Raw genomic sequence first — 22,065 nt, forward strand, 5'->3', positions numbered from 1 at the left:
TGAAAATGACCGCCGAAACCCGTATCCACGAACTGCGTGCCGAGCTCGACCAGCACAACTACCGCTACTACGTGCTCGATGAGCCCAGCGTGCCGGATGCCGAATACGACCGCCTGTTCAATGAGCTCAAGGCGCTTGAGGCTGAACACCCGCACCTGGTAACCCCCGACTCGCCCACCCAGCGCGTCGGCGGCGCTGCCTTGGCCGCGTTTAGCCAGGTGCGCCATGAAGTCCCTATGCTCAGCCTGGGTAACGCCTTCGAAGAAACCGACCTGCGTGAGTTCGGCCGCCGCGTTGTAGAAGGCCTCGATCAGCCCGGCGCGGTCGACTTCAGCTGTGAACCCAAGCTCGACGGCCTGGCCGTGAGCCTGCTGTACCGCGATGGCCAGCTGGTGCAGGGCGCTACCCGTGGCGATGGCACCACCGGCGAAGACATCAGCGCCAACGTGCGCACAGTGCGCAACATCCCGCTCAAGCTGCAGGGTGAGGGCTGGCCGTCGGTGCTGGAGGTGCGCGGCGAGGTGTACATGAGCAAGGCCGGTTTCGACCGGCTCAATGCAGCCCAGGCCGAAGCCGGTGGCAAGACGTTCGCCAACCCGCGCAACGCCGCCGCCGGTAGCCTGCGCCAGCTGGATTCGAAAATCACCGCCAGCCGCCCGCTGGAGTTCTGCTGCTATGGCGTTGGTCAGGTGTCTGAAAGCATCGGCGACAGCCATATCGGCATCCTTGAGCAGCTCAAAGCCTGGGGGATGCCGATCAGTCGCGAGCTCAAGCATGCGGCAGGCATCGAAGAATGCCTGGCCTACTACCGCGACATCGGCGAGCGACGTAACAGCCTGCCGTATGAAATCGATGGTGTCGTGTTCAAGGTCAACAGCCTGGCCGCCCAGCGCGAGTTGGGCTTCCGTGCGCGTGAGCCACGCTGGGCGATTGCCCACAAGTTCCCGGCCATGGAAGAGCTGACCGAGGTGCTGGACGTCGAGTTCCAGGTTGGCCGCACGGGGGCGGTAACGCCTGTAGCGCGCCTGAAGCCGGTCAAGGTTGCGGGTGTGACCGTGTCCAACGCCACCTTGCACAACATGGACGAAATTGCCCGCCTGGGCCTGCGCATCGGTGACACGGTAATCATCCGCCGTGCCGGTGACGTGATCCCGCAGGTGATGCAGGTGGTGCTGGAACGTCGCCCGGAAGATGCCCGCCCGGTCGAAGTGCCGAGCGCGTGCCCGGTGTGTGGCTCGCAGGTCGAGCGTACTCAACTGGTCAAACGCAGCAAGGGCAAGGAAACCACCAGCGAAGGCGCGGTGTATCGCTGCGTTGGCCGCCTGGCCTGTGGCGCCCAGCTCAAGCAGGCGATCATCCACTATGTGTCGCGCCGTGCCATGGACATCGATGGGCTTGGCGAGAAGAGCGTCGAGCAACTGGTGGACGAAGGCCTGATCGGCTCGCCGGCAGACCTGTACAAGCTGGAATTCGACCAGATCGTTGGCCTGGAAGGTTTCGCCGAAGTGTCCAGCAAGAAGCTGCTGGATGCCATCGCGGCCAGCAAGCGCCCGGCCTTGGCGCGCTTCATCTACGCCTTGGGCATTCCGGATGTAGGCGAAGAGACTGCCAAGGTGCTGGCCCGCTCGCTGGGCAGCCTGGCGCGCGTGCAGCAGGCATTGCCGCAGGTGCTCACCTACCTGCCGGACATCGGCCTGGAGGTTGCCTACGAGATCCACAACTTCTTTGAAGACGAGCACAACCAGAAGGTGATTGAGCAGCTTCTGGCCAGCGGCATGCAACTTCAGGACGAAGGCGAACTGGCTGCCGAATTCGCCGCCAGTACCACCCTGGCGGGCATGATTGCCAAGCTCGACATCGCCTCGGTCGGCCCCACCGGTGCCGAAAAGCTGGTGGCCAAGCTCGACACCCTGGACAAGATCATCGCCGCCGACGGCATCGACCTGCGCCAGGCCCTTGCGGCCAAGCAGGCGGATGCCGTGCGTGAGTTCTTCAAGGATGAAGCGAACCAGAAGCTGGCGCGGGACATCGAAGCGCAGTTGCTGGCGTTCGGCATGCACTGGACCAGCGAGAAGAAAGTGGCTGAAGGTTTGCCGCTGGCAGGCCAGACCTGGGTGCTCACCGGGACCCTGCAGCGCATGAGCCGCGACATCGCCAAGGACAAGCTGGAAAGCCTGGGGGCCAAGGTGGCGGGTTCGGTGTCTGGCAAGACCCACTGCGTGGTGGCCGGGCCAGGGGCGGGGTCCAAGCTGGCCAAGGCTGCCGAGCTGGGTGTGAAGGTGTTGGACGAAGATGCCTTTGTCACCTTCCTGGCCGGGCAGGGGATCACGGTTTAAAGACCGGCGCGCGTTTCTTGTGGGGGCGGGTTTATCCGTGAAGAGGCCGGGCCCGCCACCCACTCCCGTCAAGTCATTGAGAAATGATGACTTTTTCTCCCGCTAGAGGTTGTATCTGCCCCCAAGACCGGTACAATGGCGCCACTCGCTGCTCAGCGAGGCATGTAGTGGTGGCCCCATCGGTCCCCCCGCATTGATTACCCGTTAACCTGGTCAGGCCCGGAAGGGAGCAGCCATAGCGGGAACATCGAGTGCCGGGGTGTGGCTGGTGGGGCCGCCTCCATTTCAGGCCCTTGAATTCTCAAAGCCTCCTCGCCTGTCGCGTTTTCCTTCACCTCCAGCCAGTGCTGCCTGGCGTTCAGTTACTTATTTGACGATCTCAACTCAAGCGAATGCTTGCCTTTGCTTTTGCCTTGCCGTGATAGAAAGCAAGACCTGTCAGCAAGGACTGCGTCCATGAAATCGTCCAACGCCCTGCCTCGGTTGCAGCGGTTCACTGTTTTCTGCATTGCCTGCTTTCTGCTGTCGATAAGCTACGGCACCACATTCCTGTTGCTGGTGCGGGTGGAGGCACTAGGAGGCGGTGAGCGTGATGCAGGGCAGGTGTTTGCGGTCGCGATGGTGAGCACGTTGCTGTCCGTCGTGGGGTCGGGGCATTTGTTGCAGCGCCTCGGTGCTGCTCGCGCGATTGCTGTCGGGGCACTCTGCCTGGTCGTTGCGTCGCTCGGCTTCGCGTTGGCCTCCAGCGTGGGGGGCGCGTTGCTGGCGTGTGGCCTGATGCTCGGGATCGGTTGGGGGCTGTTCTACACAGTAGGTCCCATCATGGTTGCCCAGATGGTCGAGCCATCACGACGCACACATAGTTTTGCGCTGCTGTCCGGCAGCATGCTGACTGGCATCGGGACCGGGCCATTGTTGGGCAAGCTCGCTGCTTTCGTTGCCCTGCCTTACACGCTCGCTTTTTGGGTGGCCGCATGCGCTGCCGCGTTGGCCGGTGTTTATTTCGCCTGGCTCGGTTCGACGCATGCAGGCCAGCGCCCTACGGAAAGGGTTCAAGTAGGTATGGCTTCCTCGCTTGACGTGTTGAGCTCGCGCTCAGGTCTCTCAATCCTGATGGTAGGGCTGGGTGGGGCTATTTTCGGCACCATGGGCAGTTTTCAGACCAGCTATGCCGCCCGCCTCGGACTCGACTACTCCATTTTCTTCATCGGGTTCATGGGCGCTGCAATTGTTTGCAGGCTGCTACTGGCCGGCTGGGTTGTGAAGCAGCCACCGCTGGCGACCTCTTGGGTGTTAACCGTGATCATGGCAACGGCCGTGCTGGGGTTTCATCAATGGGTGCACAGCGCAGAAAGCTACCTGGCCACGGCCATGCTACTGGGGGTCGGTTACGGCTTGAATTACTCGGTGATAAACGGGCTGGCCGCCAACGAGGCACCCGCCGGGCTTACGGCGCAGGCGCTGCTGCTGTTCAGCTTGTCGTATTTCATTGGTGTATTCGGCTTTCCTTTTGTCGTCAGCCGTTTGATCTCGCAGCTAGGGATTGATGCAATGCTGCTAAGCGTTGAGGGTGTTGCCGTGCTGGTCGTTTGCCTGAGTACGGGGCGGTGGCTGGCTTCGCGTTTTTTCAAGCCTTCCCTGGTCTAGGTGCCAAAGCCGGTTTTTCACCCAGCACGCCAGCTGCCGATAGCTTCATCAAGCGCTGAAATTTCGGGCAGCACAGGTGATCCTCTTCAGGACACTGCGCCGCATGCCGTAATCCCTTGCTCATCGCTTGCAATCGCTTGATCCGCGCATCCAGCTCGTCCGCCTTGGAGATAAGCATCTGCCGGTCGACTTGCAGGTCCACCAGCATCGCCCCCACTTCATCCAGCGAAAAGCCCGCAGCCTGCCCCAGGGCGATCAGCGCCAACCGGTCTGCCACATCGGCTGCAAACTGCCGCCGCTGGCCGCGCCCGGCGAGTGACTTGAGCAAACCTTTCTTCTCGTAGTAACGCAGTGTCGAGGCGGGTACGCCTGTGCGTTTGGCGACGTCGGCAATGTCCATTTAAGGCCCTTGACTTGAAGTTGACTTCAACTTCTATGCTGCGCGTCATGGTGATGACCGTCAATCTTCGAGGGCTTGTTCTATGACGATTACTGCGATGTTTTCTGCTGCCTTGCCGATTGGTATTGGTGCCACGGTGGTCATGGACCTGTGGGGGCTGCTGCGGCGGCGCTTGGGTGTTGCCACGCTGAATTTCGCCATGGTCGGGCGTTGGGCGGGGCATTTGCTGGGCGGGCGTTTACGGCATCAGGCAATTGCCAAGGCGGAGCCGGTGCGGCATGAGCTTGCGTTGGGGTGGGGGATTCACTATGCGATTGGCGTGCTGTTCGCGATGCTGTTGGTTGTGATTGCGGGGGAGGGCTGGTTACAGGCGCCCACCTTGTGGCTTGCGGTGGTTGTTGGTGTGTGCACGGTCGTGGCGCCGTTGTGCTTCATGCAGCCGGCGTTGGGGGCGGGGTTCTTTGCGTCGAGGACACCGACGCCTGCGCGTAACTGCCTGAAGAGCTTGGCTACGCATTTTGTATTTGGCGTGGGGTTGTACTTGAGTGCGGGTTTGCTGGCTTTGGTGTGAGGGCGTTCAATTCGGTCAGAGCCAGCGTGCAATGAATATCCCCGCAATCAGCATTCCCGCTGTAGAAACTGCGCCGAGGCAGAATAGGAGCACATCCGTCCAGGGTGAATATGCACTGAGCTTTCGCAATTCCTCGTCGAGTGTTTCGGCGTGGCTCTGCATATTCTCTGAGGGAACTTGGGTGGTACGGCGCATTTGCGATTCCTTGTGGGTCGAAGAGTCGGGGCATGATGCCTGCAACAACCTTGGTAATCGCATGCATGATGCGTTTTTAGATGGATCTGACATCAGTCTGAGAAAACTCTTACGGGCCAGATAAGTGCAGCGAATTATCCTACGACCTCCGTCGAGTCCCGTCTGATTGTTGGATGCTGTCAGCTTGGCGTTTGAACGCAAAGGCCAGTGATGTTGGGCTTGTAGTAGAGATTTCGGGTGTGCCGCACAACTCTGTGGGAGCGGGCGTGCCCGCGAAGAACTTTACTCGGTGGATGGCACCGGCTATGCCGGTGTTCGCGGGCATGCCCGCTCCCACAGAGTTTGCGCAGGCCTTCAAAAATTGAGCCGGGCAGTTAGTTGCGCTGTCTGTGTGCCGACATTTTGCTGGGCATTTCAGGGGCGGGCCACAGACATATTGCCCGGGTCGTTTGCTCCCCCATACCGCTGCACAATCCGCTCGATCTCCCCCGATTGCTTCAGTCGCACCAGCGCCCGCAGCACTCCCTGGGTCGGTATCGCCGGGTCATTGCGCACCATGCACCCCAGGTCCTGTTCCTCCAGCACTGCCAAGCCCTGCAGTTGCTGTTCCGCCGGCAAGCCTTGGTTGAACCACTGCAACGACAGCTGATTACTGACCGCATGCCGATAGCGCCCAGCCTGTAGCTTCTGCAGCACCAGCAACTGGCTGCGGCTGTCTTCACGGCGCAACTGGCCCTGATCCAGCAGCGGTTGCAGGGTCGAATAGGTGTAGCCCAGCACCGTGCCAATGGCCTGGGGCGGCAGTTGTTCCGGTGGCATGGGGCTGCTGTCGCCCACGCGGCCTACCAGCACGTCACGCTGGTGTATCAGCGGGATACTCCAGACAAAATCCCCGGGGCGGTCATTGAACCACTGGGTGCTGACATAGCAGCGTACATCGATATCGCCGTTGTTCATGGCCTCCTGCAGGCGAAGGCGGGCCATGACGTGATACTGGGGGCGTACGCCCACTTCCCTGGCCAGCGCTTGTATCAGGTCATACACCAAGCCTTCCACCGGCTGGTCGCCTTCGATGCGGACCAGCGGCATGCTCCAGCTCTCTGCAACGGAGAAGCGCAGCACGGGCTGTTCAGCCAGGCTGTGCATGGGCCAGAGCAGTAGCAGGGCCAGCAAACTTCGCAAAGGCGTATCCTCCCTGAACAACGCGCCTGCCTCAAAGCTTAGACGACTCGCGCAGGGTGCAATTTTGCCCCCGCTCCGCTAGCATTAGCGCTCTTCCGCTCTATCAGGCTACGATGGTTTTTCGATGAGTTATCAGGTTCTTGCACGTAAATGGCGTCCGCGCTCGTTCCGCGAAATGGTCGGCCAGGCCCATGTGCTCAAGGCCTTGATCAATGCCTTGGACAACCAGCGCCTGCACCACGCCTACCTGTTCACCGGTACCCGCGGTGTGGGCAAGACGACCATCGCCCGTATCATCGCCAAGTGCCTTAACTGCGAAACCGGCATCACCTCCACGCCGTGCGGCACCTGTTCGGTGTGCCGGGAGATCGACGAAGGCCGTTTCGTCGACCTGATCGAAATCGACGCCGCCAGCCGTACCAAGGTCGAAGACACCCGCGAACTGCTCGACAACGTGCAGTACGCCCCGAGCCGTGGGCGCTTCAAGGTCTACCTGATCGACGAAGTGCACATGCTCTCGACGCACTCCTTCAACGCCTTGCTCAAGACGCTGGAAGAGCCGCCGCCCTACGTCAAGTTCATTCTCGCCACCACCGACCCGCAGAAACTGCCGGCCACCATCCTGTCGCGCTGCCTGCAGTTCTCGCTGAAGAACATGAGCCCGGAGCGTGTGGTGGAGCACCTCAGCCACGTACTGGCTGCCGAAAACGTGCCGTTCGAACCGGATGCCCTGTGGCTGCTGGGCCGCGCGGCCGATGGTTCGATGCGTGACGCCATGAGCCTGACCGACCAGGCCATCGCCTTTGGCGAAGGCAAAGTGCTGGCCGCTGATGTGCGGGCGATGCTTGGCAGCCTGGATCATGGTCAGGTCTATGGCGTGCTGCAGGCCTTGCTGGAAGGCGATGCCCGGGCCTTGCTGGAGGCCGTGCGCAACCTCGCCGAACAGGGCCCGGACTGGGCCGGCGTGCTGGCTGAAATGCTCAATGTGCTGCACCGCGTGGCCATTGCCCAGGCGCTGCCCGAGGCCGTGGACAACGGCCAGGGCGATCGCGAGCGGGTGCTGGCGCTGGCTCAGGCGCTGCCGGCCGAGGATGTGCAGTTCTACTACCAGATGGGCCTGATCGGCCGCCGAGACCTGCCGTTGGCCCCGGACCCGCGCGGCGGCTTCGAAATGGTGCTGCTGCGCATGCTGGCGTTCCGCCCGGCCGATACTGACGACGCACCGAAACCGGTGCTAAAGCCAGTGGGGATCAGCCAGGCCACAGCTGATTCTGCAAAACCAGTGGCAGCGCCGGCAGTTGCCGTGGCGCCGCCAACGGTTGTGGTAGAACCTGCTGCGCCACCCGTTCAGGCCCCCGCGCCAGTCGAGCCGCCGCCTCAGCCTGTGGCCGAAGCTGCTGCGGCCGTTGAGCCTGAGCCTGTTCCTGTGGTTGAGCCCGAACCCGAACCCGAACCAGCGGTAGAGGTGATCGACCTGCCATGGGAAGAGCCCGCAGCACCGCCTTCAGCGGTGGTGGCGCAACCTGAGCCTGAGCCAGTACCCGCACCTGCGCCCGCAGTTCCAGTCCAGCAGGCCGCCCCGGCCCATGATGATGAACCGCCTTTCGACCCGTCCGCCTACTCCGCCGTAGGCATGGATCGGGACGATGAGCCACCCCTGGACGAAGACTATTACGGCGGTGAAAGCGACCCGGTCGGTTTCAGTTATCTGGACGAACTGGCCGAGCACATCCAGGAGGAAGCGCCCAAGCCGGTAGCCCAGCCGCTGCCAGCGGCCAAGCCGGCCACCGGCCTGGCCCTGCAATGGCTCGAATTATTCCCGCAGTTGCCTGTGTCCGGGATGACAGGCAACATCGCGGCAAACTGTACGCTGATTGCCGCCGATGGCGACGACTGGCTGTTGCACCTGGACCCTGGCCAAGGTGCGTTGTTCAACACTACCCAGCAGCGACGCCTGAACGAAGCGCTCAACCAGCACCTGGGGCGCACGCTGAACCTGCGCATCGAGCTGATTCTGCCCGAGCAGGAAACCCCGGCCCAGGCCGCCGCGCGCAAGCGCGCCGAACGCCAGCAGGACGCGGTCACCTCGATCGAGCAGGATCCGTTGATCCAGCAGATGATCAAGTTGTTCGGTGCCAAGGTGCGGCAGGATACTATTGAGCCTGTAGAGGCCCTGGCCAATCAGGGCCAGTAACGGATAACCATGCGGCCGGCCCTGCGCCGGGCCGCATCACATGACCCAATCGAGGTATACCCCCATGATGAAAGGTGGCATGGCCGGCCTGATGAAGCAGGCCCAGCAGATGCAGGAAAAGATGCAGAAAATGCAGGAAGAGCTGGCCAACGCTGAAGTCACCGGCCAGTCCGGTGGTGGCCTGGTGAGCGTGGTGATGACCGGTCGTCACGACGTCAAGCGTGTCAGCATCGACCAGAGCCTGATGTCGACTGACGAGGACGACAAAGAAGTGCTGGAAGACCTGATCGCCGCCGCGCTGAACGATGCGGTGCGCAAGGTTGAGCAGAGCAGCCAGGAAAAGATGGGCGGCATGACGGCTGGCATGCAGCTGCCGCCGGGCTTCAAGATGCCGTTCTAAGGGCATTGCGATACCGAAAACCGCCGCTGAATCCAGCGGCGGTTTTTTTTGCAAAGATTTCAGCCAGGGCGCGGTCTACTGATTTGACGCCACTGCCCCCGCTGGGTATAAACCGCCTCTTATTGAATTGTCAGGCCTTTCTCATGAGCTTCAGCCCCCTCATCCGCCAACTGATCGACGGCCTGCGTATTCTGCCCGGTGTCGGCCAGAAAACCGCCCAGCGCATGGCCCTGCAACTGCTCGAGCGCGACCGCAGTGGCGGGCTGCGCCTGGCCCAAGCGTTGACCCAGGCCATGGAAGGTGTAGGCCATTGCCGTCAGTGCCGTACCCTGACCGAGCAGGAGCTGTGCCCGCAATGCGCCGACACGCGCCGTGATGACACCCAGCTGTGCGTGGTCGAGGGGCCGACGGATGTGTATGCAGTGGAGCAGACGGGCTATCGGGGCCGTTACTTCGTGCTCAAGGGCCACCTGTCGCCGCTGGACGGCCTGGGGCCGGAGGCGATTGGCATTCCGCAACTGATGGCGCGTATCGAGGAGCAGGGCACCTTTACCGAGGTGATCCTGGCGACCAACCCGACGGTGGAAGGGGAGGCGACAGCGCATTACATTGCGCAGTTGCTGGCTGAGAAGGGGTTGGTGGCTTCGCGGATTGCCCATGGCGTGCCGCTGGGTGGCGAGCTGGAGATGGTAGATGGTGGTACCTTGGCCCATGCACTCGCAGGGCGGCGGCCGATTTCGCTCTGATTTAATATTGCCGGGGCCGCTTTGCGGCCCAATCGCCGGCAAGCCAGCTCCCACAGGATCACCTCAGGCCTGAAGGCAGCGCTGTACCTGTGGGAGCTGGCTTGCCGGCGATTGGGGCGCAAAGCGCCCCTTTAATACTCAGTATTCGCTGAGGGAAAACTCGGTCAGGCAGAAGGTAGGCACACCTGCCGCCTGCAACCGACGCGACCCGTCCAGCTCTGGCAGGTCAATGATCGCCGCCGCCTCGAACACCTGCGCCCCGGTACGACGTATCAGATTGGCCGCCGCCAGCAGCGTACCGCCCGTGGCAATCAGGTCATCGAAGATCAACACCGAATCACCTTCGCACAGGCTGTCGGCGTGCACTTCCAGGAAGGCCTCGCCGTACTCGGTCTGGTAGCCCTCGCTCAGCACGTTAGCCGGCAGTTTGCCTTGCTTGCGGAACAGGATCAGCGGCTTGTTCAGCTGGTGGGCGATGATCGAACCAATCAGAAAGCCCCGCGCATCCATGGCACCAATGTGGCTGAACTCGGCCTCGACATAGCGCTCGATGAACTGGTCGGCCACATAGCGCAGCCCGCGCGGCGACTGGAACAGCGGGGTAATGTCGCGGAAGATCACGCCTGGCTTGGGGAAGTCCACTACCGGGCGGATGAGGGCTTTGAGGTCGAAGGTGTCGCTGTGCATTGTTGCGGGTATCCTGGGAAAACGAATGCCCAAGTATACCCGCTAAACGCTGGCCTCAGGCCTCGATTGCACCACCGGCCAGCGCACACAGCTGGATCGGGTCGAGAATGTGCACTTCCTTGCCTTCGGCGCGGATCAGGCCATTCTGCTGGAACCGGGTGAACACCCGCGAAACGGTTTCCACCGCCAGGCCCAGATAATTACCGATTTCGTTGCGCGACATGCTCAGGCGGAACTGGTTGGCCGAATAGCCGCGGGCGCGGAAGCGTGCCGACAGGTTGACCAGGAAGGTGGCAATGCGCTCGTCGGCGGTCTTTTTCGACAGCAGCAGCATCATTTGCTGGTCGTCGCGGATTTCCCGGCTCATCACCCGCATCAGCTGGCGGCGTAGCTGCGGCAGCTGTACCGACAGCTCGTCGAGGCGCTCGAAGGGAATCTCGCACACGGAAGTGGTTTCCTGAGCCTGCGCCGAAACCGGGTAGGCCTCGGTGTCCATGCCCGACAGCCCGACCAGCTCGCTGGGCAGGTGGAAGCCGGTAATCTGCTCTTCGCCACTGTCGCTGAGGCTGAAGGTTTTCAGGGCGCCGGAACGTACCGCGTAGACCGAGCCGAAATTGTCACCCTGGCGGAACAGGAACTCGCCTTTTTTCAGCGGGCGGCCGCGTTTGACGATTTCATCCAGTGCATCCATGTCTTCCAGGTTCAGCGAAAGAGGCAGGCACAGGGGGGCCAGGCTGCAGTCCTTGCAGTGGGCCTGGTTGTGTGGGCGCAGTTTGACTGGCTCGGACATTTGAATCGATCCTTGTGGGAAAGCACACATAAGTCGTAAGGGTAACCTACGACACAGGGTGTAGGCCAGTGTGCGCGTTTTTGGTGCGCACTGGCGAAACCCCGGCAGGTGCCCTGCCGGGAGTCCTTGTGTGCCCATAGTGTGCCCGGCAAGGAAACTTGTCCATGCGGTTGAACGCCTCGGTTTTCAGATCACCCGCGAGAAGCGCTGGCGGTTTTGCATGGCCAGGTAGGCGTCGAACACCATGCACACCGAGCGTGCCAGCAAGCGGCCTGCCGGCAAGATGCGGATGCCTTTGTCGTCCAGGCTGATCAGGCCGTCGCGCTGCAAGGTCAGCAGCTCGGGCCAGAGGTCGTTGAAGTAACCGCGAAAATCAAGGGTGAAGGCCTGCTCGATCGGCTCGAAGTCCAGCTCGAAATGGCAGATCAGTTGCTGGATCACCGCACGCCGCACGCGGTCGTCGTGGTTGCACAGCAGGCCGCGCTGGGTGGCCAGCTGGGCGTTGGACAGGCTGTCCTGGTAGGTGTTGAGGTCGCTGCTGTTCTGGCAGTACAGGTCGCCGATCTGGCTGATGGCCGACACGCCCAGGCCAATCAGGTCGCAATGCCCGTGGGTGGTGTAGCCCTGGAAGTTGCGCTGCAGGGTGCCTTCTTCCTGGGCAATCGCCAGCTCGTCGTCGGGCAGGGCGAAGTGGTCCATGCCGATGTAGCGGTAACCGGCGGCGGTCAGTTGGTCGATGGTGGCGTGCAGCATCTCCAGCTTGGCCGCCGCGCTGGGCAGGTCGTTGTTGTCGATACGCCGCTGCGGCATGAAGCGCTCGGGCAGGTGGGCGTAGTTGAACACCGACAGCCGGTCGGGCTGCAAGCGGATCACCTCTTCGACGGTGCGGGCAAAGCCTTCCGGGGTTTGCTTGGGCAGGCCGTAGATCAGGTCGAGGTTGATCGAGCGGAACTGCAACGTGCGTGCGGCTTCGATCAAGGTACGGGTTTGCTCAAGGCTTTGCAGGCGGTTGACCGCGCGCTGCACGGCCGGGTCCAGGTCCTGCACGCCCAGGCTGACGCGGTTGAAACCCAGCTCGCGCAGCAGGCCCATGGTCGACCAGTCGGCTTCGCGGGGGTCGATTTCGATGCCGTAGTCACCAGAATCGTCGTCCAGCAGGTGGAAGTGCTGGCGCAGGGTGGCCATCAGCTGGCGCAGTTCCACATGGCTGAGAAAGGTCGGCGTGCCGCCGCCGAAATGCAGCTGTTCAACACGTTGTTTGGGGGCCAGGTGGCAGGCGATCAGCTGGATTTCCTGCTCCAGGCGCTGCAAATAGGGTGCAGCGCGGGCGCGGTCCTTGGTGATGACCTTGTTGCAGGCGCAGTAGTAGCAGATGTTGGCGCAGAACGGCACATGCACGTACAGCGACAGCGGGCGCACGGCTCGACGGCTCTCGCGCAGGGCATGGAGCAGGTCGAACGAGCCCACCTCGCTGTGCAGTTGCACGGCGGTCGGGTAAGAGGTGTAGCGTGGCCCGGCCAGATCGTAGCGGCGGATCAGGTCGGTATCCCAACGTAGGTCGTCGAGCATGAGGGCGGTCCCCGGAAAGAGCAGCAGTGCACCGGAGTCTATGGCCGTCTGTAGGAAACTGTGTTGATTTGTATCAAGGGCATTGGGGCGTCAAAGCGGCCGCCTATCAATGCCCCATCAACCAATGCTGGTGCGGCCCGGGCAGGGTCCACACCCCGAACAGCATCACCAGCACTCCGCCAGCCACCCGCACACTGCGCCGTCTCAACAAGGCGTTTACCCGCTCCGCCGCCAGCCCCGTGGCCAGCAAGACGGGCCAGGTGCCCAGCCCGAATGCCAGCATCAACGCCGCGCTGTAGCCGGCGTTGCCCTGGCTGGCCGCCCACAGCAGAGTGCTGTACACCAGGCCGCATGGCAGCCAGCCCCACAACGCCCCCAGCAACAGTGCGCGGGGCATACTGGACACTGGCATCAGGCGCGAGGCGAACGGCTGGATATACCGCCACAGCCCTCGGCCCAGCGCTTCGATACGGGTCAGTCCGCTCCACCAGCCGGCCAGGTACAGGCCCATGCTAATCAGCAGCAGCGCAGCCACCACGCGCAAGGCCATGGCTGCCGGGCTGCTGGCGACTGCCCAGCCAGCCAGGCCCAACAGCAGGCCGGCGCAGGCATAACTGAGGATGCGTCCCAGGTTGTAGGCCACCAGCAGGCGCAGGCGCCGGCCGCGTTGTTCGGGGGGGATGGCCAGGGTCAGCGCGCCCATCAGGCCGCCGCACATGCCTAGGCAGTGACCGCCACCGAGCAGGCCGAGGACCAGTGCCGAGCCGAGCAGGGGAAGCAGGTCAGGCACGGGGTGGTGCTTCCTTGTCGTCTGACGCTGCGGGCTCTTCGGGTTTGACGGCCGCCTGGTGGCGCGGGTCCTGGTCGTCGAAGAGGATGCTATGGGCGGGGCCTTCAAGGTCGTCGTACTGGCCGCTGTCCACCGCCCAGAAGAAGATGTACACGGCCACGCCGACCAGCAGCAAAGCGGCGGGGATCATGACATAGAGGGCGGGCATGGCGACTTCCTCCCGGGCAGGGATGTTTCGGTTTTCTGCAAGGCCGCTGCCGGGGGCATGCGGGTCAGGCGCAGGGCATTGAGCACCACGATCAGCGAGCTGACCGACATGCCGATGGCGGCCCACACCGGGGTAATCCAGCCGAGCGCGGCAAATGGCAACATCAGGCCATTATACAGCGACGCCCACAGCAGGTTTTCGAGGATGTTGCGGCGGGTGCGGCGGGCCAGGTCGACGGCCTGCACCAGTGCCTGAAGGCGGTTGGACAGCAGCACGGCATCGGCGCTGGTCTTGGCAAGATCCGTGGCGCTGCCCATGGCGATGCTGATATCGGCGGCGGCCAGCACTGGCACGTCGTTGACCCCGTCACCCAGCATCAGCACCTTGCTTCCGGCTGCCTGCAACGCTTTCAGCCGGTCCAGCTTGTCGTCCGGGCGCAGGCCGCCAATGGCCTGGTCGATACCCAGCTGCGCGGCCACTTCGGCGACCATGGGCGAGCTGTCGCCCGACAGCAGCAGCGTACGCCAGCCTCGGGCCTTGCAGGCGGCGAGCAGGGCAGGGGCATCGTCGCGCAGGCGGTCGTCCAGGCCGAACCAGGCCAGCGGCCCCTGGCGGTCACCCAGCAGCAACCACTGGCCGCGCGGTTCCGGCACGCCGGGGATCTCCGCGCCGCTCAGGGCACAGACGAAGGTGGCCTGGCCAATGCGCAGGCGCTGGCCGTCCACCAAGCCTTCCAGGCCCAGGCCGGGTACGGTCTGCACATCATCCGCGGGCGTGGCGGTGCGGCCAAAGGCGCGGGCGATGGGGTGTTCGGAGCGGTTTTCCAGCGCGGCTGCCAAGGCCAGGCAGCGGTCGGCGGGCAGGCTGCCGAGAGGGCGGATGCTGCGCAGGGTAAGGCGGCCTTCGGTCAGTGTGCCGGTCTTGTCGAAAATCACCGTGTCGATCTGGTTCAGGCCTTCCAGCACATGGCCACGGGTGACCAGCAGGCCGAGCTTGTGCAGGGTGCCGGTTGCAGCGGTCAGCGCCGTTGGCGTGGCCAGGGACAGTGCGCAAGGGCAGGTGGCTACCAGCATCGCCAGCACGATCCAGAACGCCCGCGCAGGGTCCAGATACCACCACCACAGGCCGATGGCCACTGCGGCCAGCAGCGAGAACAGCAGGAACCACTGCGAGGCCCGGTCGGCGATTTCCGCCAGGCGTGGTTTTTCGGTTTGCGCGCGTTCCAGCAGGCGCACGATGGCCGACAGCCGCGAATCGTGGCCCAGTGCTTCAACCTCCACGTTCAGCGTGCTTTCGACGTTCAGCGTGCCGCCGGTGACCCGTTCGCCCACCCGGCGCGGTTGTGGCAGGTATTCGCCGGTCAGCAGCGACTCATCCACACTGGAGCGGCCTTCGACAATGCGCCCGTCGGCGGGGATCACGGCGCCCGGCAGTACTTGCACCGTGTCACCGCATTGCAGTTCGCTGAGCAGGATGCGTTCGCTGCGGCCGATGGCGTCCAGGCGCAGGCACGAGGCCGGCAGCAGGTTGACCAGTTGCGCGGTGGCGGCGGCAGTGCGTTCCCGGGCGCGGCGCTCCAGGTAGCGGCCCGTGAGCAGGAACAGGGCGAACATACCCACGGTGTCGAAATACAGCTCGCCACTGCCGGTGATGGCGGTCCAGATGCCGGCGCCGAAGGCCAGGCCAATGGCCAGCGACACCGAAACGTCCATGGTCAGGTGGCGGGTGCGCAGGTCGCGTGCTGCGCCTTTGAAGAACGGCGCGCAGCTGTAGAACACGATGGGGATGGTGAGGAACAACGCCACCCAACGCAGGATGGTGTGCAGTTCAGGCGACAGGTCGATGTTGAATTCCGGCCAGGTGGCCATGGTTGCCATCATCGCCTGGAACCACAGCAGCCCGGCCACGCCCAGGCGGCGCAGGGCGCTGCGGTTTTCGCGGGCCAGCTGTTCGGCGGCCTGGTCGGGTTGGTAGGGGTGGGCGGCGTAGCCGATCTGGCGCAGCTCGGCCAGCAGGCGCGAGAGCGGCTGTTGCTTGTCGTCCCAGTTCAGCAGCAGACGGTGGTTGGACAGGTTCAGGCGCGCTTCGGCAACGCCGGGCAGGTTGCGCAGGTGCTTTTCGATCAGCCAGCCGCAGGCGGCGCAGCTGATGCCTTCGACCAGCAGGGTGGTTTCGGCCAGCTCGCCCTGGTGGCGCACGAAGCTTTGCTGCACGTCGCTACGGTCGTACAGGGCCAGCTCGTCTTGCAGCTGTTTGGGCAAGGCTTCGGGGTTGGCACTGTTGTCGCTGCGGTGCTGGTAGTAGTGCTCCAGGCCACCGGCGACGATCGACTCCGCCACCGCCTGGCAACCGGGGCAGCAGAACTGCCGAGGCTGGCCAAGGACCACGGCGGTGAAGCGGCTGCCGGCGGGGACGGGCAGGGCGCAGTGGTAGCAGGGGGTGGGTTGGGTCATAAAAGCAAGCACGACTGGTCAGGCATATATGAAACCCTGTGGGAGCGGGCGTGCCCGCGAAAGCGTCAGGCCTGAAAACACCGTTGCCTGGGCTATTGCATTCGCGGGCATGCCCGCTCCCACAGGGATTTGCGGTGTTGCTACTGTTGGTGCTCGGCACCTTGCAGGGCTTCGTCACCCAATTGCAAGGTCACCCCATGCTCCACTTTTTCCTCTTCGAACAAGCGCCACACCTGGCCACCTTCGCTCCCCAGCAGCTCAACAAAGCGCCGCCCGTCGACCTTGTCCTCCAGTTGCCCCACATAACGCCCTGCTTCAACCCGGCTCAGCAGCACCCTGCGGTCTTTCTCCGGCTGGGTAGGCGAAATCAGGTTCAGCTCCAGGCTCTGCGGGCCGCTGTTGCCGGTCAGGCGCAGGTCCACTTCGCCTGTGAGCTCGTCCAGGTGCACGCTGGCCTTCAGCCCCAGCTGCTGCGCCAGCAGTTCGCGGTCCAGCGAGCGGTTGATGCCCTTGCCGGCCTCGTAGTAGTTGTCGTTCACCAGGTTGTCCGGGTTGTTCACGGCGATACTGACCATGGTCAGGCTCAGGCACACCGAGGTGGTGAGGATGCCGATGATGATCCAGGGCCAGAGGTGCTTGTACCAGGGGCTGGCGGCGGTGGCGACAGGCATTGTGCGTTATCTCTCTTAGCGGATCTGTGGGCCGATGAACCGGCTCTTGGCTTCAACCTGGGCGTCACTGTCGTCGGCGCTTTTGAGGATGAAGGTGATTTCGTTGGTGGTCGAGGGCAGCTTCTCGGGGGCGACCGACAGCTGCACCGGCAGGCTGACGATATCACCGGCAGCCACGCGGATCTCGCGCTGGCCCTCAAGCTTGAGGTCTGGCAGGCCGGCGGCGTCCAGTACGTAGACGTGGTCGCGCTGGTCCTTGTTCATCACCTTCAGGCTGTACACGTTCTCGATCCTGCCCTGGGCGTTCTCGCGGTACAGCACGCGGTCTTTGCTGACGTCGAAGCCGACCAACGATCGAGTGGCGAAGGCGGTGGCCAGGCCGATGATCATCACCAGCAGCACCACGGCATAGCCGATCAGGCGCGGGCGCAGCATGTGGGTCTTCTGCCCGGACAGGTTGTGTTCGGTGGTGTAGCTGATGAGCCCTTTGGGGTAGTTCATCTTGTCCATGATGCTGTCACAGGCGTCGATGCACGCGGCGCAGCCAATGCACTCGATCTGCAGGCCGTCACGGATGTCGATGCCGGTAGGGCAGACCTGGACGCACATGGTGCAGTCGATGCAGTCGCCCAGCCCCTGTGCCTTGTAGTCAGCATCCTTTTTACGCGGGCCGCGGGTTTCACCACGGCGCGGGTCGTAGGAAACAATCAGCGTGTCCTTGTCGAACATCACGCTCTGGAAGCGGGCGTAGGGGCACATGTAAACGCACACCTGTTCGCGCAGCCAGCCGGCGTTGCCGTAGGTGGCGAGGGTAAAGAACCCGACCCAGAAGTAGGCCCAGCCATCGGCCTGGCCGGTGAAGAATTCGATGACCAGTTCGCGGATGGGCGAGAAATAGCCGACAAAGGTCATGCCGGTAACGAAGCCGATCAGCAGCCACAGGCTGTGCTTGGCGAATTTGCGCAGAAACTTGTTGCCGCTCATGGGGGCTTTGTCGAGCTTCATGCGTTGGTTGCGGTCGCCTTCGGTGACTTTCTCGCACCACATGAAAATCCATGTCCACACGCTTTGCGGGCAGGTGTAGCCGCACCACACCCGGCCGGCGAACACGGTGATGAAGAACAGGCCGAAGGCGGCGACGATCAGGATGCCCGACAGCAGGATGAAGTCCTGTGGCCAGATGGTGGCGCCGAAAATGTAGAACTTGCGCTCGGGCAGGTTCCACCACACGGCCTGGTGACCACCCCAGTTCAGCCATACGGTGCCGAAGTACAGCAGGAACAACACGGCACCACCGACCATGCGCAGGCGGCGGAACAGGCCGGTGAAGGCGCGGGTGTAGATCTTTTCCCGGGAGGCGTAGAGGTCGACGGAATCCTTCCCTTTGCTGGCAGGCGGGGTGACGTCATGTACCGGAATTTGCTTGCTCATCATCAAGTCCCACGGCAGTGGAGAAACGCCGCGGCCAGTGCGTGCCGGCCGCAGTCTCGCGCAATCTGCTAGCGCTCTACGGCCCATGATACGCCGCTGATGGCGGTATGGGGTCGCACTGCGACCTTTAGTCGCGTTGGGTTTGCGGTGTGAATCGTGTTATGGCGGGTGTCAATTGATCCAGGTCATCAGGTGTTGCATTTACTGGCCTCATCGCCGGCAAGCCAGCTCCCACAGGTCCGCCACAGGGTTCTGGACCTGTGCTGTACTTGTGGGAGCTGGCTTGCCGGCGATAGGGCCGGGCCTGCTTACTCAGCCTTGGCCGGTTCAGCCTGGTGCGACAGGCTGTACACATAAGCCGCCAGCAAGTGCACCTTGTCATTACCCTGCAACTGTTCCTGCGCCGGCATCTGCCCCTGGCGACCATAACGGATGGTCTGCTGCAGCTGGGCAAAGCTGGACCCGTAGATGAACGCCTGCGGGTGGGTCAGGTTCGGCGCACCCATGGCCGGTGTGCCTTTGCCTTCCGGCCCGTGGCAGGCCACGCAGTTGGCGGCGAAGATCTTCTGACCGTTCTCGGCATCGGCCTTGACGCCTTCCGGCAGGGTACGGCCATCCAGCTTGCTGACCACGAACGCCGCCACGTCGGCCACGCCCTGATCACCGATCACCTCGGCCCAGGCCGGCATCACGCCATGGCGGCCGCCCATGATGGTGGTCTTGATGGTGTCGGGCTCGCCGCCCCAGCGCCAGTCGTTGTCGGTGAGGTTAGGGAAGCCGAAGGCACCCTTGGCGTCGGAACCGTGGCACACCGAGCAGTTGGAGGCGAACAGCCGCGCGCCCATTTTCAGCGCCTGCGGGTCCTTGGCCACGTCCTCGATGGGCATGGCGGCGAATTTGGCGAAGATCGGCCCGAAGCGGGCGTCGGCCTTGGCCATTTCCTTTTCCCATTCGTGCACGCCGGTCCAGCCCGGCTGGCCGTTGGAAAACTCGGTCTGCTTGTCGTTGTCCAGGTACGAGTAGCCCGGCAGTACGCCTTTCCAGTTGCCCAGGCCCGGGTACAGCACCAGGTAGCCAAGGGCGAAGATGATGGTGCCGACGAATAGCCAGAACCACCATTTCGGCAGCGGGTTGTCGTATTCCTCGATGCCGTCGAAGGCATGCCCGACGGTTTCGTCGGTCACTTCTTCGCGCTGCCCCTTGCGGGTGGACAGCAGCAGCCAGGTCAACGAGAAGATGGTGCCCAGGGTCAGGACGGTAACGTACAGACTCCAGAAGGTTGTCATTGTTGTTTGCTCCCAGAAGCTTTTGCTTGCTCGACGTGCCGGGTGGCCTCGGGGTCATCCGCGAAGGGCAGTTGGGTCGCTTCGTCGAAGTCCTTTTTACGCCGTGGGTTGAACACCCACAGCGCCAGGCCCACGAAGGCCACCATCACCACGACGGTGCCCAGGCCGCGAATCATCCCGATATCCATCAGCGTCACCGTTTGCTTTTGATGATGGTGCCAAGACCCTGCAGGTACGCGACGATGGCGTCCATTTCGGTCTTGCCCTTGACCGCGTCACGCGCGCCGGCAATGTCGGCGTCGGTGTACGGGGTGCCGAGTGTGCGCAGCACTTCCAGTTTTTTCGCGGTGTCCTTGCCGTCGAGCTTGTTCTCGACCAGCCACGGGTAGGACGGCATCTTCGACTCCGGTACCACGTTGCGCGGGTTGTACAGGTGCGCGCGGTGCCAGTCATCGGAGTAGCGGCCACCCACGCGGGCCAGGTCTGGCCCGGTACGCTTGGAGCCCCACAGGAACGGGTGGTCCCACACGCTTTCGCCGGCTACCGAGTAGTGGCCGTAGCGCTCGGTTTCGGCGCGGAACGGGCGGATCATCTGCGAGTGGCAGCCCACGCAGCCTTCGCGGATGTAGATGTCGCGGCCTTCCACTTCCAGCGCGGTGCGCGGCTTCATGCCTTCAACGGGTTTGTTGGTGACGTCCTGGAAAAACAGCGGGACGATCTGGGTCAGGCCACCGACGCTCACGGCGATGACCATGAAGAAGGCCAGCAGGCCTATGTTCTTCTCGACGGCTTCATGCTTCATCAGTGCGCTCCCACAACGACGATCTTGGCGGCTTCCTCAGCCTGTGCCGGGTTGGCGGCACGTACGGTACGGAACACGTTGTAGGCCATCAGCAGCATGCCGCTGGCGAAGAACGCACCGCCCAGGGCGCGGACGATATAGCCAGGGTGGCTGGCCTGCAGGGCTTCGACGAAGGAGTAGGTGAGTGTGCCGTCATCGTTGATGGCGCGCCACATCAGGCCTTGGGTGATGCCGTTGACCCACATCGAGGCGATGTACAGCACGGTACCGATGGTGGCGAGCCAGAAGTGCGCGTTGATCAGGCCGATGCTGTGCATCTGCTCGCGGCCATAGAGTTTCGGGATCATGTGGTACACGGCACCAATCGAGATCATGGCTACCCAGCCGAGGGCGCCGGCGTGGACGTGGCCGATGGTCCAGTCGGTGTAGTGCGACAGCGAGTTCACGGTCTTGATGGCCATCATCGGGCCTTCGAAGGTGGACATGCCGTAGAACGCCAGCGAAACGACCAAAAAGCGCAGGATCGGGTCGGTGCGCAGTTTGTGCCAGGCGCCCGACAGGGTCATCATGCCGTTGATCATGCCGCCCCAGCTTGGCGCCAGCAGGATGATCGACATCACCATGCCCAGCGACTGTGCCCAGTCAGGCAGGGCGGTGTAGTGCAGGTGGTGCGGGCCGGCCCAGATGTACAGGGTAATCAGCGCCCAGAAGTGCACGATCGACAGGCGATACGAGTAGATCGGCCGCTCGGCCTGCTTGGGCACGAAGTAGTACATCATCCCCAGGAAACCGGTGGTGAGGAAGAAGCCCACGGCGTTATGGCCGTACCACCACTGGATCATCGCGTCGGTGGCGCCGGAGTACGCCGAGTACGACTTGAACAGGCTCACCGGCAGCGAGATGTGGTTGACGATGTGCAGCATCGCGGTCACCACGATGAAGGCGCCGTAGAACCAGTTGCCGACATAGATGTGCTTGGTCTTGCGCTTGACGATGGTGCCGAAGAACACCAACCCGTAGGTCACCCAGACGATGGCCAGCAGGATCGCCAGCGGCCATTCGAGCTCGGCGTACTCCTTGGTGGTGGTATAGCCCATCGGCAGGGTGATCAGCGCGCCGACGATCACCGCCTGCCAACCCCAGAAGGTGAAGGCCGCCATGCTGTCGGAGATCAGCCGGGTCTGGCAGGTGCGCTGCACCACGTAGTAGCTGGTGCCGAACAGCGCACAGCCCCCGAAGGCGAAGATCACCAGGTTGGTGTGCAGCGGGCGCAGGCGGCCGAAGCTGGTCCAGGGCAGGTCCAGGTTCAGTTGCGGCCATACCAGCTGCGAGGCGATGAAGACGCCGAGGCCCATGCCAAGGATCCCCCAGACCACCGTCATGATGGCGAACTGGCGGACGACCTTATAGTTATAAGCAGTCGGACTGATTGCTGTGCTCATGCTAAGGTTCCACGGTTTTGATGTTCTTGTTGGTCGAAAAATCGGCGCCAGTATTGATAACCATCAGGGTTACCGCAACGCAACTTTGGTACGCCGACCCGTGTCCGAGCCCGTTCGCTGATGTCCCGCAGCGATCGGGTCCGGACGATTGTACACAAATAAATATTTGTAATGTGTACCGTTTTCCATCTTTTTCTGATCGATCGGTCAGGCTTTTTATCGGGACGGCGACAGGCTATGCGCCGCGTCTGCATCGGTCCTTTCG

21 protein-coding genes and 1 other RNA gene are annotated in these 22,065 nt (G+C 63.0%); 7 read left to right on the forward strand and 15 right to left on the reverse strand.

The window, feature by feature from the left end; genetic code table 11:
• Positions 1-5 precede the first annotated feature (5 nt).
• The 3 genes from ligA (at position 6) to A0O30_RS08320 (ending at position 3,983) form a co-directional block, all read left to right on the forward strand.
• Positions 6-2,336: an NAD-dependent DNA ligase LigA gene (ligA, locus tag A0O30_RS08310; RefSeq protein ID WP_105946182.1), complete on the forward strand. Its 2,331-nt coding sequence runs from the start codon at positions 6-8 to the stop codon at positions 2,334-2,336.
• A gap of 177 nt (positions 2,337-2,513) precedes the next feature.
• Positions 2,514-2,610, forward strand: an RNA gene (gene ffs / locus A0O30_RS08315) — signal recognition particle sRNA small type.
• Positions 2,611-2,792: 182 nt separating this feature from the next.
• On the forward strand, positions 2,793-3,983 hold the full coding sequence (locus A0O30_RS08320) for an MFS transporter (protein ID WP_105946153.1): 1,191 nt from the start codon (positions 2,793-2,795) through the stop codon (positions 3,981-3,983).
• On the opposite strand, the gene A0O30_RS08325 is transcribed toward A0O30_RS08320, so the two are convergent.
• Entirely contained in the window at positions 3,964-4,383 is a 420-nt protein-coding gene (locus tag A0O30_RS08325; protein ID WP_105946154.1) for a helix-turn-helix domain-containing protein, read from the reverse strand. The two genes, A0O30_RS08320 and A0O30_RS08325, sit on opposite strands and share 20 nt — an antisense overlap.
• An 82-nt stretch (positions 4,384-4,465) precedes the next feature.
• Here A0O30_RS08325 and A0O30_RS08330 point away from each other — a divergent pair, with 82 nt between their 5' ends.
• Positions 4,466-4,954: a DUF2938 domain-containing protein gene (locus A0O30_RS08330; protein ID WP_105946155.1), complete on the forward strand. Its 489-nt coding sequence runs from the start codon at positions 4,466-4,468 to the stop codon at positions 4,952-4,954.
• A gap of 15 nt (positions 4,955-4,969) precedes the next feature.
• On the opposite strand, the gene A0O30_RS08335 is transcribed toward A0O30_RS08330, so the two are convergent.
• Positions 4,970-5,149, reverse strand: coding sequence for a hypothetical protein (locus A0O30_RS08335; RefSeq protein ID WP_105946156.1), 180 nt, complete (start codon positions 5,147-5,149; stop codon positions 4,970-4,972).
• A 414-nt stretch (positions 5,150-5,563) separates the two neighbouring features.
• Complete coding sequence (locus A0O30_RS08345; RefSeq protein WP_105946157.1) at positions 5,564-6,331, reverse strand: ABC transporter substrate-binding protein; 768 nt, start codon at positions 6,329-6,331, stop codon at positions 5,564-5,566.
• A 124-nt stretch (positions 6,332-6,455) separates the two neighbouring features.
• Here A0O30_RS08345 and dnaX point away from each other — a divergent pair, with 124 nt between their 5' ends.
• From dnaX to recR, 3 genes are all read left to right on the forward strand, one after another.
• Entirely contained in the window at positions 6,456-8,525 is a 2,070-nt protein-coding gene (dnaX, locus tag A0O30_RS08350) for a DNA polymerase III subunit gamma/tau (RefSeq protein ID WP_105946158.1), read from the forward strand.
• Positions 8,526-8,589: 64 nt separating this feature from the next.
• A complete protein-coding gene (locus A0O30_RS08355; protein WP_003254305.1) occupies positions 8,590-8,925 on the forward strand; it encodes a YbaB/EbfC family nucleoid-associated protein in 336 nt (111 codons plus the stop codon).
• A 143-nt stretch (positions 8,926-9,068) separates the two neighbouring features.
• On the forward strand, positions 9,069-9,671 hold the full coding sequence (gene recR, locus A0O30_RS08360) for a recombination mediator RecR (RefSeq protein ID WP_105946159.1): 603 nt from the start codon (positions 9,069-9,071) through the stop codon (positions 9,669-9,671).
• Between the two features lie 138 nt (positions 9,672-9,809).
• On the opposite strand, the gene A0O30_RS08365 is transcribed toward recR, so the two are convergent.
• The 12 genes from A0O30_RS08365 to ccoN all read right to left on the reverse strand — a co-directional run bounded on the left by A0O30_RS08365 (position 9,810) and on the right by ccoN (position 21,800).
• Positions 9,810-10,358 carry an adenine phosphoribosyltransferase gene (locus A0O30_RS08365; RefSeq protein ID WP_105946160.1) on the reverse strand — a complete coding sequence of 183 codons (549 nt, stop codon included), beginning with the start codon at positions 10,356-10,358 and terminating at the stop codon, positions 9,810-9,812.
• 55 nt (positions 10,359-10,413) lie between these two features.
• Positions 10,414-11,148 carry a Crp/Fnr family transcriptional regulator FnrA gene (gene fnrA / locus A0O30_RS08370; RefSeq protein ID WP_016711709.1) on the reverse strand — a complete coding sequence of 245 codons (735 nt, stop codon included), beginning with the start codon at positions 11,146-11,148 and terminating at the stop codon, positions 10,414-10,416.
• A 186-nt stretch (positions 11,149-11,334) separates the two neighbouring features.
• The gene (hemN, locus tag A0O30_RS08375; protein ID WP_016711708.1) at positions 11,335-12,717 is read right to left on the reverse strand and encodes an oxygen-independent coproporphyrinogen III oxidase; all 1,383 of its coding nucleotides are present in this window, start codon (positions 12,715-12,717) and stop codon (positions 11,335-11,337) included.
• Positions 12,718-12,823: 106 nt separating this feature from the next.
• Entirely contained in the window at positions 12,824-13,507 is a 684-nt protein-coding gene (locus A0O30_RS08380; protein WP_105946161.1) for a sulfite exporter TauE/SafE family protein, read from the reverse strand.
• A complete protein-coding gene (gene ccoS, locus A0O30_RS08385) occupies positions 13,500-13,715 on the reverse strand; it encodes a cbb3-type cytochrome oxidase assembly protein CcoS (protein ID WP_105946162.1) in 216 nt (71 codons plus the stop codon). Before ccoS ends, A0O30_RS08380 begins: the two co-directional genes overlap by 8 nt.
• Positions 13,694-16,168: a heavy metal translocating P-type ATPase gene (locus A0O30_RS08390; protein ID WP_105946163.1), complete on the reverse strand. Its 2,475-nt coding sequence runs from the start codon at positions 16,166-16,168 to the stop codon at positions 13,694-13,696. The genes ccoS and A0O30_RS08390 overlap by 22 nt, the downstream gene beginning before the upstream one ends.
• Before the next feature lie 140 nt (positions 16,169-16,308).
• Positions 16,309-16,839 carry a FixH family protein gene (locus A0O30_RS08395; protein WP_105946164.1) on the reverse strand — a complete coding sequence of 177 codons (531 nt, stop codon included), beginning with the start codon at positions 16,837-16,839 and terminating at the stop codon, positions 16,309-16,311.
• A gap of 15 nt (positions 16,840-16,854) precedes the next feature.
• Positions 16,855-18,270 carry a cytochrome c oxidase accessory protein CcoG gene (gene ccoG, locus A0O30_RS08400; RefSeq protein ID WP_105946165.1) on the reverse strand — a complete coding sequence of 472 codons (1,416 nt, stop codon included), beginning with the start codon at positions 18,268-18,270 and terminating at the stop codon, positions 16,855-16,857.
• A gap of 308 nt (positions 18,271-18,578) precedes the next feature.
• Positions 18,579-19,556 carry a cytochrome-c oxidase, cbb3-type subunit III gene (ccoP, locus tag A0O30_RS08410; RefSeq protein WP_016711702.1) on the reverse strand — a complete coding sequence of 326 codons (978 nt, stop codon included), beginning with the start codon at positions 19,554-19,556 and terminating at the stop codon, positions 18,579-18,581.
• Positions 19,553-19,744, reverse strand: coding sequence for a CcoQ/FixQ family Cbb3-type cytochrome c oxidase assembly chaperone (locus A0O30_RS08415; protein WP_003254287.1), 192 nt, complete (start codon positions 19,742-19,744; stop codon positions 19,553-19,555). The genes ccoP and A0O30_RS08415 overlap by 4 nt, the downstream gene beginning before the upstream one ends.
• Positions 19,745-19,749: 5 nt before the next feature.
• Positions 19,750-20,358 carry a cytochrome-c oxidase, cbb3-type subunit II gene (gene ccoO / locus A0O30_RS08420; protein ID WP_016488340.1) on the reverse strand — a complete coding sequence of 203 codons (609 nt, stop codon included), beginning with the start codon at positions 20,356-20,358 and terminating at the stop codon, positions 19,750-19,752.
• Complete coding sequence (ccoN, locus tag A0O30_RS08425) at positions 20,358-21,800, reverse strand: cytochrome-c oxidase, cbb3-type subunit I (RefSeq protein ID WP_003254284.1); 1,443 nt, start codon at positions 21,798-21,800, stop codon at positions 20,358-20,360. Before ccoN ends, ccoO begins: the two co-directional genes overlap by 1 nt.
• Positions 21,801-22,065: the final 265 nt, after the last annotated feature.

Origin of the sequence: Pseudomonas sp. LLC-1 (genome assembly GCF_002992185.1) — a bacterium.
GTDB classification, from domain to species: domain Bacteria; phylum Pseudomonadota; class Gammaproteobacteria; order Pseudomonadales; family Pseudomonadaceae; genus Aquipseudomonas; species Aquipseudomonas monteilii.